Consider the following 15,394-nt stretch of genomic DNA (forward strand, 5'->3'; position numbering starts at 1 on the left):
TTACATGTTTTTGGGAAAAACTTGTATAGAACGAATTTACATAAGGAGGAATTTATAATGAGAATTCTACTATCAGTTTTATTAGCTCTTATGCTAGTACCTGCATTAACAGGATGTAAAGCTCCTGCCAAAGAAGACACAACTTCTAATAAAAAGACGACTGAAGAAGCAAAAAATGAGGCTCCTGCAGATTTAAAACTAAACTTCAATGAATTCGATTTAAAGGCAGACTATCAAGATACAAAGAAAGACTACGAAGCAGACTATAAAAATGTAGCAGCTGACAAGAAAATGGAAGCAAAAATTGAAGATCATAAAGCAGATGTAAAATTAACAGGAGACGAGGCTATCACAAAATTAAGCCCACTTCTACAAGAATTAAAATTTGATAAAGATACTCCTGACCAAGAAGTAATCGATCAAGTAGTGAACGTGTTCAAACTTGATAAAGACTATCAAAAATTCGATTTAGAAGTTGTCTTCTCTGATGGAACGAAAAAAGAATATAAAAGAGAAATAAAATAAAGAAGTAGGCCGTTGCCTACTTCTTTATTTTTTAATTTTTGCGTATCTTAATTCTGGACTAGAACCAATAATGAATTGGACACCGGATACTGATGATTTTTGTAAATAGGAAGCACTTGGGAAAATAATTGGGATTAATGGTGAATCTGTAAACATAATATCTTCCGCTTTATGCAATAATTCAAAACGCTTATCCTCGTTTTGTTCAACTTTTGCTTCTTTTATTAAAGCGTCAAATTCTTTATTATGCCATTTTGCATAGTTATTTGGACCATCACCCGCATATAAATCTAGTTTAGTAATTGGATCTAATAAAGAGCCGCCCCATCCCATATAAGCTAATTGGAAATCACTTTGCTTGTATGTGTCGATGTAACTCTTCCACTCTTTATTTTCTAATTTAATATCTACGCCAAGATTTTTCTTAAACATTTCTTGCATTGCTTCTGCTACTTTTTTATGTTGTGTATCTGTAGTGAATTTTAATGTTACTTCAGGTAATGTAGACCAGCCTTGTTCTTTCATGCCTTCTTCTAATAACTTTTTCGCTTCCGCTGGATCAAATTTAACGTAATCACCTTTTTCTTTACGGAAATCACGGCCACTTTGTGTTTTTGCTCCTTCTGGAACGAATGCATATGCTTCTTGCGCATTATTTTTATACAATTTTTCAACGATAAATTTACGATCAACCGCTAATGAAAATGCTTTACGTACCTTCGCATTTGTAAACGGCTCTTTTTCTACGTTAAACGAATAAATATAAGAAGAGAACCCTGCAACACGCTTATATTCTTTATTTCCTTTTTCTTTTTCGATCATCTCTTGTGGTAAACCACTTAGTAAATCTAATTCTTTGGATTTAAATAATTGATACGCTGTTTTAGAGTCTGGAATAATACGAAACTCAATTTCTTTTAGAGTTACCTTTTTATCATAGAATTCTTTATTTTTTTGTACTGTAATAGCTTGGTTATGCTTCCACTCTTTTAACGTGAATGGCCCATTCGTAATTAACTCTTTTGGATCTGTTTTTAATTTATTATTATCATCAATCGACTTTTTAGCTAATGGAATAAATAGTGAGCTTGCTAGTTTTTGTTTAATAGAAGCAACTGGGTGTTCAAGGGTTACCTTTAATGTTTGAGGATCAACAACTTGAATACCAACTTGTCCCTCTTCACCTTTTCCAGTATTATACGCCTCTGCCCCTTTAATAAAATACATTTCTGTCGCATTCATAGAACCCGTTTTCGGATTTAATAATCGCTTCCATGCAAATTCAAAATCATTTGCTGTAATAGGAGAACCATCTGACCATTTAATATCTTTCTTCAAATGGATTGTATATTCAGTTCCATCAGCATTTACTTCTTCTTTCTCCGCTAATTCATTTTGATATTTCCCATTACTATCTTGCGTATATAAACTTGAAAACAACTGCCCAATTATATAACCTGACGTGCTATCTGTTGCAATAGCAGAATCAAGTGTATATGGATCACTACTAATATTCGTTACTAATCGATCTCCTTCTCCCTTACCAGCACTCGCCTTTTGCGTCTCTTTCTTACCGCAAGCGACAGAAGTAATCGCTAAAACAGTCATAATGACAAACAGTAAAAACTTCTTCATCCTACATTCTCCTTTAACCTGAAATTTTTGGTGTTGATGCTAATAATGTTTTTGTATAAGAATGTTGTGGATTACGGAATACTTCGTCCGTATTTCCAAATTCAACAAGTTCTCCTTTGTATAAGACAGCTACTTTTTCACATAAATAGTGAACCATCGGTAAATCGTGAGCGATGAATAAATATGTATAACCTTGTTCTTTTTGGATTTTTTGCAGCAGATGTACAATTTGAATTTGCAATGAAACGTCTAATGCTGAAATTGGTTCATCAAGAATCAATACTTCTGGCTCACACAATAACGCCCTTGCAATAGCGATACGTTGACGTTGTCCTCCGCTAAATTCATGCGGATATCGATCAATATATCTTCTATCTAATCCAACACGCTCTAGCGCATCACCCGCTACTTTATCCTTTAATCCTTTATCACCTAAACCGAATGAAATATAACCTTCCGTTACGCTATCGCGTACTTTCCAGCGCGGATTTAATGCTGCTGTGGAATCTTGAAAAATGAACTGTACTTTCTGTAAAAAATCTCGCCTATGAGCTGATTTCAGCTTGTGAACGACTTGACCGTTATAATCAATTTCACCAGACGTTGGACTCTCAATCCCTGCTATGAGCTTTCCAAGTGTTGTTTTTCCTGAACCACTTTCACCAATAATGCCAAGTGTTGTTCCTTTCGGGATAGAAAGTGATATATCTTTTAACGCTGTGATTTCTTTACTTCTACTTCCATATGTTTTTGTTACTTGCTTTACAGTAATTAAATCTGTCGTCATGAGGCATTCACCTTCTCTTTTGATTTCGCTTTATTATGCTCCAGAACATGCTGCCAGCAATGTGAACTATGCTCCTTAGAATACGTTGTTCTCTCTGGGAAACGATGAATACATTCTTTTATCGCTACTGGACAACGATTTACAAAAGGACAACCAAAGCTATTTAATGTTTCAATGGAAGGTGTCGTTCCTTCTATAGCACGTAATACCTTTTCAGAATCATCCATATTCGGAATTGCTTGTAATAAACTTTTCGTATATGGATGTTTAGGAGAACCTATTACCTCCTGTATCGTTCCTTTTTCAACGACACGTCCCCCGTACATAACAACTACTCGATCAGCAACTTCACGTACAAGTGCCAAATCATGTGTAATTAATAAAATACTCGTATTTTGTTTTTCTTTTCTTTCTTTTAATAGCCCCATAATTTGTTTCTGAATCGTTACATCTAACGCTGTTGTCGGCTCATCTGCAATTACAAGCTTTGGGTGACAAGCAAACGCAATTGCTAAACAAATACGCTGCCTCATACCTCCGCTTAATTGATGTGGGTACTGTTCAAAGCGTTTCTCTGCTTCATGTATCCCTAAATCTGTTAACAAGTTAATCGCAATTTCCTTTGCTTCTCTTTTCGATTTGTTCCCATGTTGCAAAATTACTTCTGTAATTTGTTTGCCTACCTTCATCGTTGGGTTTAAAGATGAAAGCGGATCTTGAAATATAAAAGAAATATCTTTTCCGCGAATTTGATTCCATTCTGACTCTTGTAAATTCGTTAATTCCTTTGCTTGGAAAGCTATATTTCCATCATCGATATGAATGGATTCTTGATTCAAGCCAATAATGGATTGTGCTGTAACACTTTTTCCTGAACCACTTTCTCCTACAAGTGCAACTATTTCACCTTCGTTAATAGAAAAGGAAACATGTTTCACAATTGCTTGCTTACTATTCTCTTTTTCAACGGCTAACGTTACGTTTTCTAAAGATAAGAGCTGTCCCATGTTTTTTCTCCTTTCGATTCCGTTTTACGATTTTTGGATCAATTGCATCTTGCAAACCATCACCAATTGCATTAAATGCGAACATAATGAGTGCAATCATGATTGCTGGGAAAAATAGTTGCCACCATTCTCCGCTCAATAATGTCCCGAGTGCGTCATTCGTCATCGTCCCCCAACTTGCCGCTGGTGATTGTACCCCAAGTCCTATAAAGCTTAAAAATGATTCTGAAAAAATAGCTGCCGGAATTGTAAATGATAAATTGACGATAATAATGCCTGTTAAATTCGGAATTAAATGCCCATATATAATTTTCATATGTGATGTACCTAATCGCTCTGCTGCAATAACAAACTCTCGTTGTTTTAAAGACAATACTTGTGCTCGAATGAGACGAGCCATTCCAATCCATCCCGTTAATGCAAGGGCGATAATAATGGTGAAAAGACCTGGTTTCATAACAATTAATAGTAAAATAACAATTAATAAATATGGGATGCCGTATAATACTTCAATTCCTCTTATAATCCACTCATCAATTAACGTTCCAAGGCGATTACGCCCTCTCACGTATCCACTAAATCCACCAATCAGTACACCAAGCCCTATATCGAGGGCAGCTGCTACTAATCCCACTGTTAGTGAAATCTTCCCACCAGCCCAAGTACGTGCCCAAATATCTCTCCCTAAATCATCTGTTCCAAACCAATGTTCACTACTCGGCGGTAAATTTGTTGCCTCTTTTACTTGTTCACTCGCAGTAAATGGCGTTAAACTTTCGCCAATAAGCGAGAAAACAATAATTAGCAATAACGTCACTGTTCCTAAAACTGCGATTGGATTCGATATAAACTTACGAAACACTTCTTTCTTTCTGCTAATCGTTTGCTGATTTTTATTTATCGTTAATTCTTTTTTCTCTTCATTTGTTAATAACTGGTCATTAATTTCATAAGCTCCCATTTTAATATCCCCCCTCCTTATGTAATAGAACGAATACGTGGATCAACAATACGGTGAATAATATCTGTAATGAAAATACAAGCAATTAATAATGCACTATAAAAAATCGTTGTTCCCATAATCACCGGATAGTCTCGGTTAAAAATACTATCTACAAAATATTTTCCTAGGCCAGGAATTGAAAAGATTTTTTCAATAACGAAAGTCCCTGTTAAAAGTCCAGCCATTAACGGTCCCACAAATGTAAGTACTGGAACAATCGCATTTCGAAGAGCATGTCTTATAATAATCTTCTTAATTGGTATGCCTTTTGCTCTTGCTAGCTTAATATAATCACTCTGCAGTACTTCGATCATATTAGAACGAACAAACCTTGTAATAACTGCGATTGGCCCTAACGCTAATGCAAAGGATGGCAATACTGTATGTTCGAATGTTCCCCAAGAGGCTACTGGTAAAAGCTCAAATTGGATAGCGAATACTTGTATAAATAGTGGTGCTAAAATAAAACTTGGAATAGAAATACCTAGAATTGCGAGCAAACTCACACTATAGTCAATTACTCTCCCATGATATAGAGCAGCAAATGTCCCTGCCGCAATTCCTACCAACAATGAAATAACAAGTGCTTGTAGACCAATAATTGCTGATGGACCAAAGCCAGTTGTTATAATTTCTGATACACCTTGCCCGGTTGATTGAACAGATTCGCCAAAATCAAAATGAACTACACCGTCTAAATAAGCAATATATTGATTCCATAACGGTTCATCAAGGTGATACTTCGCTCTCATGTTTTGGATCACTTCTTCAGGAAAGATTTTTGCATCTGATGAAAATGGATCCCCCGGAATAATATGCATAATTAGAAATGTCACTGTCGTAATAACCCATAGTGTGAACACCATAACCGATAATTTTTTAATTACATACACTTCAATAACCCCCTAAATACATGTTTTTACTTTGTTTTATGAATGTACTTTTCCATTACTCCCTTTTCTCTTTTTAGAATACAAAAAGCCTTGATCTTAAAAAATAAGATCAAGGCTTAACAAACAAAGGCCCATCACTTATCTTTCAAGACTTGCTTGCTGGAATTAGCACGGTGTTCTTATTACAGAACCCGTTGCTGAGGTGTCATAGGGCCAGTCCCTCTACCTCTCTGGATAAGTAAATTGCTATATTATTATTTAGTTCAAATTGTATATCTCGAATTATAATTCTGAAAAATTGAAAAGTCAATCTAATTGGATAAATTTAGAAAAGTCAGTTTTTAATTCTTTTATCGAAATTACAGTTTTCGGCTTATAATAAAAAGAAATGATATTAAAGGAGTTATAAGATGGACCCCTTACTTCTTGCTACTATAGGATTACCCTTAACAATCGTTATACTTGTCATCATCGGCTTCTATAAACTCTTTATTAAAAAGAAACGTATTACTTCTTTTTATACTCCTTTCGATAATATTACCGGGCAAACTATTTCCGAATTTCACGAAGAACAGAAGGTATTAGTATCCGAGGATGAAGACGGAGATGGTAAGAAGAAAAAATAACCTTGCATAGGCAAGGTTATTTTTTCGTTTCTGCTTGAAAACGTTTATAGTATGTCGATGCTGTTGCAAAATTAATTTCTATATCACGAATCAACGATGAATCTTCTTCTTTCGCTAACTTCTGTAATTTTTTCATTGCTTGTTCCGATTCATTCAAGAAACCGACATATACCTCATGTTCTTGCTCTTTCGACTTCGGAACACGAATTTCTTTTCGTATATGATCAATATCTTCTAACATGCTCGTTGTTACCTTTTGCACATCTTCTTTATATGTAGCAGTCGTTATTTCCTTACCGCCCTTTTCTTTTGCCACTTCAAATAACTGCAGTGCGTTATTAATTTCTTTATTCATTTTCAAATCGTATTTTTCATGTACTGCACGGTATTCTTTCATTTCTTCTGTTTGTTCTGTAGATTGCTCTACCTTTTCTTTCGGTTCTTTCGTATCCTTATTTCCATTACATCCTGCTAGAAGGATCATACTTCCCATTACAGCAATACCCAAAACCTTCTTCATCTCTTCTTCTCCTTTTATCTACAGCTACTACTCATTATAGTTTCTTTTATCTCCACTTGTTATTATACCGAGAACGCCCTACTTTTTACACTTAAGACGACATCGTAATATATATACCAACATGTTTGTCACAGTATCGTCACTTTATACAAATAACTTTTGCACTGCTTTACTACAGCACCTTACAAAACTATATGAGGTATTTCAAAGAAATGAAAAAAGAACTGATTCAAATATTCCCTTTGAATCAGTTCTTTTTTGTTAAGCCTCTAAATTTTGTCTTGCTTGCAGTTCAAACTGCTTTTCACTTCTTCTAGCCATAAATAAATAGCATAGTACCGCACCAACTTCACAAAGAGCTATTACAACACCCATCGGTAATGCTGTATTACTTCCACCAATACCTACTAGCGGTGCAACAAGTGCTCCTGAAATGAACTGTAATAAACCTAATAAAGCTGATGCTGTTCCTGCAGCTTGTTTTTGATTTCTCATCGCTAATGAGAACCCAGTTGTTGAGACAACCCCAACACTTGATACGACAAGGAATAACGAGCATAAAACACCAATTAACCCTATTCCTAGTAAGATTGTCAGTAGTAAAGATAAACCACCAACAGCTGCAATAATGATACCAGAGACAAATAATGTCTTCTCATTCACTTTCCCCGCTAAACGACCCGTAACCTGACTAGCAATAATAATACCGATACCGTTGATTGCAAAGAATAAACTAAACTGCTGTGGTGATGCTCCGTATATGTTCTGCAACACAAATGGTGAGCCCGAAATGTATGCAAACATTGCCGCTGTTACTAATCCTTGTGACAATGCATATCCCATAAACAGACGGTCCTTTAACAATTTTCCGTACGTCGCCAAAGTCCCTGACAAACCACCTGTTTCTCTTTCTTCAGGAGGTAATGTTTCACGTAATACAAAAATAGCTGAGATTAACATGAATACGCTAATTGCTCCAAGAACGATGAAAACACCGCGCCACGTTGTAAACTGTAATAATTGCCCCCCAATAATCGGTGCCAAAATAGGTGCTGCTCCGTTTACTAACATAAGCAGTGAGAAAAACTTCGTCATTTCAGAACCTGAATACATATCACGTACCATCGCACGTGATATAACAATCCCGGCTGATCCTGAAGCTCCTTGTAGGAAGCGCAATAACACTAATGTCCAAATAGATGGCGCAACAGCACAAAGTAAAGAAGAAGCAACATAAATAATAAGAGCAATAATAAGAGGTTTGCGTCTTCCGTAAATATCACTAATTGAGCCAACAAATAATTGTCCTACTGACAGCCCAAGCAAACAAGCTGTTAATGTAAGCTGCGCGAGGGATGCACCTGTTTGCAAGTCATCCGTTAACTTCGGTAATGAAGGCAAATACATATCAATAGATAATGGCCCAATCGCCGTAAGTGTTCCTAATACAAGAATCATCCATAACCTGTTTGCCTTTACAGGTTTATATATTTCGTGATTAACTTCATTCACTTTTCAATCCACCCTTTCCTATACAAACTGAATCGTAACAATTATAGTTACATCATAAACATACGTCAAGTACAGCGCATTTTCCTCTTTCATAATGTAAAAAAAGCGATAGAAATTCTATCGCTTTACTTTTTCACATTGCTATTCGTAAATTTAGATACTGAGGACATCATCTCTCCCGTATCTAAATATGTAATTTGAATTGGGTCTCCTACTTCTGTAAACATAGCATATGGGAATTTCTTCACCGGTATCATAAATACCTTTTGTTCATTCTCTAAAAGTACGTACACGATTGTATTTTCACCTGATTTTTCTTTATATACACGTTGTACAATACCTTCTTTTTGCGCTTCTTTTCCTGTTGAGGTTGGTCTAAATGTATCACCATTACCGCTCATTACGTTTTTATAATTCTCAAGCGCTTCTTTCTGCGAAGAACCTGTCGCAAATATTTTTGCATTAGCAGCATATACAACTGTATGTGCACGTACTAGGCCTCCGTCATCAACAACCGGAATAATCCAAGCTGGTTTACCGTATACGTTATAAATGACAGGCATTGTCCCATGCCATTTCTCTCTCTTAAAGGAATTATCTACTACTTCTGTAGCTGCTGAACCATCCATAATCCCCTTTACTTCTTTTCCATTATAGTAATATAGCTTGCCTGTGCGTGCATCTACTAATGAATAGCCTAGGGCTGAATCTACTCCTTCTTTTGGAGAAGTAAAGTCTGTAAAATAATACAGTGTTCCATCTTTACCAAAGATCGGGGTCACGCCTTCTTTCGTTCCCCACTCAGTCGGAATTTTCATATCTGTTTGTGAGAATTTCGTATTCCAAAATCCGTGAATATATTTACCAAAGTACGTATTTAACGTAGATGCAGTCTCATGATTTAATACACCATCAACAAATTTAGGTGCCTTTCCTTTATCATATCTTTTCACTTCACCTGTTTGTGCATCTACTACGACAACACCTTCTACCTCAAATCCAGATCTTCCTGAAATAAATTCACCATACGTCATTGTATAATATGGTTTTCCTTTATCATCAACCTCAAATTTAGGTTTTCCTTTAAAGATTAAATTTGGTTCTGCTTGCCTTACCACACGCTCTAAATTATTACCAAAAAACATGCTTGGCACATATTTCATTTTATAACCGAGGTGCAGTTTCGCTTCCGCATCAGGATTCGTACCTGACATCGTTACATACCCTGGAATTGTCTCAGCTTTACGCGCTTTAAAAAATCCTGAAACTTCAATCGGCGCTACATATAAAGCTTCGCCGTTTACCATTTGTGGCGTTAATTCTCCTAGCTCAAAATAAGCTACTTTCGGAATATCACCAAATACTTTTTTCATCTTATTCTCCGCTGTCTTTGGCGGCACTGTAAACGGCTGGTCATTTTCAGTAAATGGCTCTGAAATATCTTTCTCTATCTTAACAACAGAATCATATTTCTTTTGCGAGATTACTATATCGTGCAAATAACCAAAGTAGCCGTAACTTGCGAGTAAAATAAACATTAGAAGTCCTTTTAATGTACCTTCTAATTTCCCTATTTGATCTTGTGAAAATAAAACAAGCCCAATTAAAATTGCTACTGCAACAGAATAATGAGTAAGAATCGAGTCTACCCGATCATCAATTAGCCAAAAGTATTCATAGATTGCAATACCTATCCAAAATAAAACAGGAATAACTAAAATAGATGATTTCTTACCCTTTACAACCTTCTTATCTCCCTTCTTATCCACTGCTCGAAGCTTACTACTACTTCTTGTCCATGGAATCAAAAACAAAGTAAGAATAGCTAAAACTACAAATTTCATCAAAGGCACTGTCCCCTTTTCTTTTGTATTCCCTTTTAGTATAACAAATAAAGGGTATTAAGGTGAAAATAGGAATAGTTATATTTTTTTACTACTTAATACAATCCCGCTCACTACATATAGAATAGATGCAATATAAAAAATTGTACCAATCGTAAAGAAATCTACTAAATATCCCGTGGCAATAACCGCTACTGCTCCGCCAATGGATGTCCACACATGGTATTTTCCAATCTCATAACCAGCCTTTTCCTGCGCAACCTTTCGTGCTAATGAAGTCTTCTCAGTATTACGCTGCACAGCACCTAAAACTCCCATTACAATTTGAAGAATATACACATGCCATACTTCCGTGGCAATCGGAAAGCAAAGCATTAAGATTGCCATGGACCAAGCGTATATGATTAATAATTTTTTATCACCTACTTGATCAGATACCTTTCCCACTAGTGGATATACAAGTGCTGATGTTAAAGCAAATAAGCCATACGCCCAGCCAAATTGCGAGAAGCTATTTCCAATGTTTCGAAGCAATAATATATAAAAAGGAAATACCATACTTCCTGCCATCATGATGATACTTTGCGAAGCCACAAATCTTCTATATGTCATTTCGTATACTCCCTATAAAATAAATTCACAAATCTCTCTTCTGAATCTACTTCCTTCTTTTTCTTGAGAAATTCTTCAATACGAGGATATGCCCTCTTTAACTGCTCTTTCGTTGGATAAGAATAGTACGGCAAATAGTAACTACCGTTATGCTTTAAAGTAACATCAATCATCTTCCGAATGACATCCTCTGTTTTCTTTATCTCACTCTCTGAGCGTCCCTGGTTAATCAAAAGAACCAGCGCAAACATATCATCTTTCGCATAGGACAAAACTGCATTTTCATTCTTTTCCACGTAACGAATCGTAATGTTGAGTAAATTAAACTCTTCTTCATTTAATACGTTACGTAAATCATCTATATACTCCGTGAAAGCATCTATAGGCACAAAGTATTCTTGTAACACTTCGGTCCTATTTGGATTTTCATATTCCATAAAAGCACTATCTGATCTCATAACATTATTACGCGTCTCATACTTTCCATCTGTACGTTCAAAATAACCTCTTTGTATATCCCAAAATGTATTCTTTCCCCAATCACTATAACGTGATAACCCAAGTAAAAATTTCGGTACCGCTATAATATTTTCTTCCTTTAATTCACTGTACTCTTCTCTCATATTTTGATTTTGTGCCAAAGTATAATCTGTCACATACATCTCTTTTAAAAATGAATTTGGAGCAACAGAAATACGCGCTAAGTGCATACGAACATTCTCATCTCTTTTCACTTTCTCTTTGAAATAAGATGCGTATTCTTTATAATCTATCATTCTCGTGTGCATTTCATATAATTCATCATCTGTTAACTTCAGCGTCACATCTAAAATAACTCCAAATAAACCGTAACCCCCAATGACATATGGAAATAACTCTGCATTTTCTTCTCTACTTACATTACGTACCGTGCCATCTGCCATTAACAATCTAAATGAATCTACTGTATCAATTAGTGCCTCATGACGAATATCACGCCCGTGTACATTTACACTTAATGAACCACCAACAGTAAAAATATTTTGAGACTGCATGACCTGTACCGCAAGGCCATATGGATTTATTTTCTTCTGAATATCATTCCACGTGACACCACTTTGAACTGTAATCCACTTCTTCTCTGGATCAAATTCTAATATTTTATTATATCCTTTCATATCGAGCATCGTACCATTTGGATAATATGTCTGTCCTCCTTGGCTATGTTGCATGCCTGCAATGGAAATTTTCTCTCCTGAAACTTTTGCATCTCGCACTAATTTTATTAACGAGTGCTCTTCCGTAGCACTTTCAACACGTTTTATTTTTGTCGGAAGCAATTTACCTACATCACTCATAATAGGATGATCAATTTGTTTTTTATACGTATGTACAGACGTTGCAAGCAAAACCGTATATGCGACAATGACCACTACTATCTTTCTTTTTTTCAAAGGACACTCTCCTTATTAGCAACAAAAAGAGATACCCGTTCTTTCAGGTACCTCTCTTGACAGTGATTACTTTGCTGCTGGCAATTGTATTGGATCAAATTTATCATACGATGTAAACTTCGCATCCGTAATAATGTGCGCTTTATCCTCACCATTGCTACTCATAACCATATCTATCTTTGCTGATTCATATTTAAAATCTTTTGTAATAATATATTCTCCATCTATTTCTTCTATCTTTGCATTTTGGCCTTGTAGCATTTGTTTCTGCTTTTCATCCATACTAGCTAACATACTCTCTGTCTCTTGCCCTTTTAATGCAAACTTCAGCTTATAATTATCTCCACTTTTCTCCATCTTCACTTTATTTAAAATTTCCGATGGAATCTCTAAATTATCTACCATTCCTTGAGTCGCATTCATTCCGTTAGCATTTAATTGTTCCTCTGGTACAGACATAACTTCACCCGTATTAGGATTTTTCAACTGACCAGCAATTTTGCCACCCACATCATAAACAACAACCTCTGTACCAGAAACATTCATTTCAGAACGAGAATTTTTTTTCTTCGGCTCTAATTGCATTTTGGCCTTTATTACATTCATCTCTGTTCCTTCAGCCTTTATTCCCACATCATATGTCATCGTTACATTTTCTTCGTTTTTAAAAGCTTCATTCGCTTTATTAAAAACATCCTTCGCTGTTAATTCCTTTTCTTTCTGCACAGCTTCTTTTTTCGGTTCATCAGTCTTTTTTGCTTTCTCATTACTACACCCTACTCCTAGACCGACTGCAAGTACTAAACTTGAAATTAAAATAATTTTTTTCATAACGTCCCCTCCTTCCCAAAAATAATATCATCTCTTTTCCTATGAAATCTATATAATTCGTAATATTCTTCTTTAAATTTATTTCCTATATAGCAACATGTTTGAGAAAAAGTTTAAATATGATGTAAATAATAACAACTCATTTCAGGAGGTCATTATGAAAGCTATTATTTGCACAAAGTATGGACCACCTAATGTTCTCCAACTTCAAAATATAGAAAAGCCTAAACCTAAAAAAAATGAAGTATTAGTTAAAATTCACGCAACAAGTGTATCGACTGGAGATTGTAGAATACGTGGCTTTAATAGCCCCCTCTTATTTTGGATTCCTATGCGGATCATATTAGGTTTCAGAAAACCGAGAAAACCTATACTTGGCGTAGAGTTATCCGGTGAAATCGAAGACATTGGAACAGATGTAACACAATTTAAAAAAGGAGATCAAGTTTTTGCATTAACAGAACTAAACCTTGGTGGTTATGCGGAATACACATGCGTGCATGAAAGTGGATTAATAGCATTAAAACCTACCAATGTGACATATGAAGAAGCTGCCGTTATTCCTTTTGGCGGAACTTCAGCATTGCACTTCCTTAGAAAAGGACAGATAAAAAAAGGGCAACGAGTACTTATATACGGCGCCTCTGGGTCAGTAGGGACAGCTGCCGTACAACTTGCGAAATACTTCGGGGCGACTGTCACAGCCATTTGTAGTAGTTCGAATTTCGATTTAGTAACAGCTTTAGGGGCAGACAACGTAATTGATTATATGAAAGAAGATTTTACTAAGCGGGGCGAGCACTATGACATTATATTTGATGCAGTTGGAAAATATAATAAGTCTCTTTGTACAGATGCATTAATGCCTAATGGAAAATATGTATCTGTGAACGGAATGATGGCAAAAGTCAGTAAAGAAGATATGAACCTACTAAAACAACTAGCTGAAACAGAAAAGCTAAAACCTGTTATTGATAGAACTTACCGATTAGAAGAAATTGCTGAAGCTCATATATATGTAGAAAAAGGACATAAAAAGGGGAACGTTTCGATTACCTTAAAATAAAATATATTCTGAAAATATAATTGACAATTCTTTTTGTACGATTTACTATTAGTACCATATTCAAAACTACATACACATACTCTTATCAAGAGTGGCGGAGGGACTGGCCCGATGATGCCCGGCAACCGAGCTTATGACGTATAAGCTAAGGTGCTAATTCCTGCAAAACGAGTTTTCGTTTTGGAAGATAAGAGAGGAATCTATTTCGTCTATTCGGCACCTCTCTTATTTTTTGGGAGGTGCTTTTTATTTTGGAACGTATATGAAGGGGGATTTATAGATGAAAAAGGTATTATTAAGCATTGTAAGCGGAGCAGTATTATTATTAGGCGCATGTAGTGTGAGTTCAAATAAAGAGGTAAAAGAATTAGACGAGAAAAAGATTACTGTCGGTGTAACAGGTGGACCACATGAACAAATTTTTGAAAAGGTAAAAGAAGTTGCAGCAAAAGATGGTCTCGAAATTGATATAAAAGTATTTAATGATTATGTAGCGCCAAACGTATCATTAGATGAAAAAAGCCTTGATGTAAATAGCTACCAAACGAAATCGTATTTAGATGTATTTAAAGCTGAACGCAATATGAAATTAGCTGAAGTATTTTCAACAGTAACATTCCCTATGGGTGTATATTCTAAAGATATAAAAGATGTAAAAGACTTAAAAGAGGGCGATGCAATTGCTGTACCAAATGACCCAACCAATGAACTTCGAGCTTTAAAATTATTTGAAAAAGCAGGGGTTTTAAAAGTTGATCCAAAGGCTACAGAAAAAGCGACTGCAAAAGATGTAATTGAAAATCCAAAAAAATTAAAGATTGTCGAATTAGAGGCATCTCAATTACCAACGCAACTAAGTGAAGTGAAAGCAGCTGCAATTAACACAAACTTTGCATTAGGTGCAAAATTAAGTCCAGCGAAAGATTCTATTTTCCGCGAAGGAAAAGATTCACCCTATGTGAACTGGGTTGTTGTTCGTACTGAAAATAAAGATGATGCCGTTGTAAATAAATTAAAGAAAGCTTATCAATCTAAAGAAGTAAAAGAGTTTATCGAGAAAAAATTTGATGGTTCAGTTTTACCATCTTGGTAGGAGCTGA

At 35.5% G+C, this 15,394-nt stretch carries 15 protein-coding genes and 2 riboswitches; of the genes, 4 read left to right on the forward strand and 11 right to left on the reverse strand.

The genetic code is table 11. From position 1 onward, the window contains the following. Positions 1–57: 57 nt before the first annotated feature. The gene (locus tag M1D66_RS26200; protein WP_001221552.1) at positions 58–525 is read left to right on the forward strand and encodes a YusW family protein; all 468 of its coding nucleotides are present in this window, start codon (positions 58–60) and stop codon (positions 523–525) included. A 24-nt stretch (positions 526–549) separates the two neighbouring features. Here M1D66_RS26200 and M1D66_RS26205 read toward each other — a convergent pair whose 3' ends face one another. Genes M1D66_RS26205 through M1D66_RS26225 form a run of 5 tightly spaced genes read right to left on the reverse strand, consistent with a single transcriptional unit; the run spans position 550 to position 5,850 of the window. Next, the gene (locus tag M1D66_RS26205; protein ID WP_000714125.1) at positions 550–2,160 is read right to left on the reverse strand and encodes a peptide ABC transporter substrate-binding protein; all 1,611 of its coding nucleotides are present in this window, start codon (positions 2,158–2,160) and stop codon (positions 550–552) included. A 13-nt stretch (positions 2,161–2,173) separates the two neighbouring features. Next, positions 2,174–2,947, reverse strand: coding sequence for an ABC transporter ATP-binding protein (locus tag M1D66_RS26210; protein WP_016124190.1), 774 nt, complete (start codon positions 2,945–2,947; stop codon positions 2,174–2,176). Continuing rightward, a complete protein-coding gene (locus tag M1D66_RS26215; RefSeq protein WP_000531241.1) occupies positions 2,944–3,954 on the reverse strand; it encodes an ABC transporter ATP-binding protein in 1,011 nt (336 codons plus the stop codon). Before M1D66_RS26215 ends, M1D66_RS26210 begins: the two co-directional genes overlap by 4 nt. Beyond that, entirely contained in the window at positions 3,911–4,915 is a 1,005-nt protein-coding gene (locus M1D66_RS26220; protein WP_086384891.1) for an ABC transporter permease, read from the reverse strand. Before M1D66_RS26220 ends, M1D66_RS26215 begins: the two co-directional genes overlap by 44 nt. A 17-nt stretch (positions 4,916–4,932) precedes the next feature. After that, the gene (locus M1D66_RS26225) at positions 4,933–5,850 is read right to left on the reverse strand and encodes an ABC transporter permease (protein WP_086384890.1); all 918 of its coding nucleotides are present in this window, start codon (positions 5,848–5,850) and stop codon (positions 4,933–4,935) included. Positions 5,851–5,985: 135 nt separating this feature from the next. After that, positions 5,986–6,091: riboswitch (SAM riboswitch) on the reverse strand. Between the two features lie 169 nt (positions 6,092–6,260). Here M1D66_RS26225 and M1D66_RS26230 point away from each other — a divergent pair. Continuing rightward, positions 6,261–6,476, forward strand: coding sequence for a DUF3951 domain-containing protein (locus M1D66_RS26230; protein WP_000371386.1), 216 nt, complete (start codon positions 6,261–6,263; stop codon positions 6,474–6,476). A 16-nt stretch (positions 6,477–6,492) separates the two neighbouring features. Here M1D66_RS26230 and M1D66_RS26235 read toward each other — a convergent pair whose 3' ends face one another. The 6 genes from M1D66_RS26235 to M1D66_RS26260 all read right to left on the reverse strand — a co-directional run bounded on the left by M1D66_RS26235 (position 6,493) and on the right by M1D66_RS26260 (position 13,228). Continuing rightward, entirely contained in the window at positions 6,493–6,996 is a 504-nt protein-coding gene (locus tag M1D66_RS26235) for a hypothetical protein (protein ID WP_000756528.1), read from the reverse strand. Between the two features lie 261 nt (positions 6,997–7,257). Next, complete coding sequence (locus tag M1D66_RS26240) at positions 7,258–8,508, reverse strand: multidrug effflux MFS transporter (protein ID WP_001006738.1); 1,251 nt, start codon at positions 8,506–8,508, stop codon at positions 7,258–7,260. Positions 8,509–8,633: 125 nt separating this feature from the next. Beyond that, complete coding sequence (locus M1D66_RS26245; RefSeq protein WP_000674040.1) at positions 8,634–10,352, reverse strand: DUF3981 domain-containing protein; 1,719 nt, start codon at positions 10,350–10,352, stop codon at positions 8,634–8,636. A 78-nt stretch (positions 10,353–10,430) separates the two neighbouring features. After that, a complete protein-coding gene (locus M1D66_RS26250) occupies positions 10,431–10,964 on the reverse strand; it encodes an MFS transporter (RefSeq protein ID WP_000222352.1) in 534 nt (177 codons plus the stop codon). Further along, positions 10,961–12,397 carry an FAD-binding oxidoreductase gene (locus M1D66_RS26255; protein ID WP_000746315.1) on the reverse strand — a complete coding sequence of 479 codons (1,437 nt, stop codon included), beginning with the start codon at positions 12,395–12,397 and terminating at the stop codon, positions 10,961–10,963. Before M1D66_RS26255 ends, M1D66_RS26250 begins: the two co-directional genes overlap by 4 nt. Before the next feature lie 66 nt (positions 12,398–12,463). Next, complete coding sequence (locus tag M1D66_RS26260) at positions 12,464–13,228, reverse strand: DUF6612 family protein (protein WP_000720580.1); 765 nt, start codon at positions 13,226–13,228, stop codon at positions 12,464–12,466. Between the two features lie 157 nt (positions 13,229–13,385). Between M1D66_RS26260 and M1D66_RS26265 the strand changes: the two genes are divergently transcribed. Both M1D66_RS26265 and M1D66_RS26270 read left to right on the forward strand, forming a co-directional pair. Beyond that, positions 13,386–14,294, forward strand: a complete 909-nt coding sequence (locus M1D66_RS26265; RefSeq protein ID WP_000643856.1) for an NAD(P)-dependent alcohol dehydrogenase — start codon at positions 13,386–13,388, stop codon at positions 14,292–14,294. A 79-nt stretch (positions 14,295–14,373) separates the two neighbouring features. Further along, a riboswitch (SAM riboswitch) is annotated at positions 14,374–14,488 on the forward strand. A gap of 86 nt (positions 14,489–14,574) precedes the next feature. Beyond that, on the forward strand, positions 14,575–15,387 hold the full coding sequence (locus M1D66_RS26270) for a MetQ/NlpA family ABC transporter substrate-binding protein (RefSeq protein WP_000756999.1): 813 nt from the start codon (positions 14,575–14,577) through the stop codon (positions 15,385–15,387). Positions 15,388–15,394 lie beyond the last annotated feature (7 nt).

It is taken from the genome of Bacillus sp. PK6-16 (genome assembly GCF_056530295.1).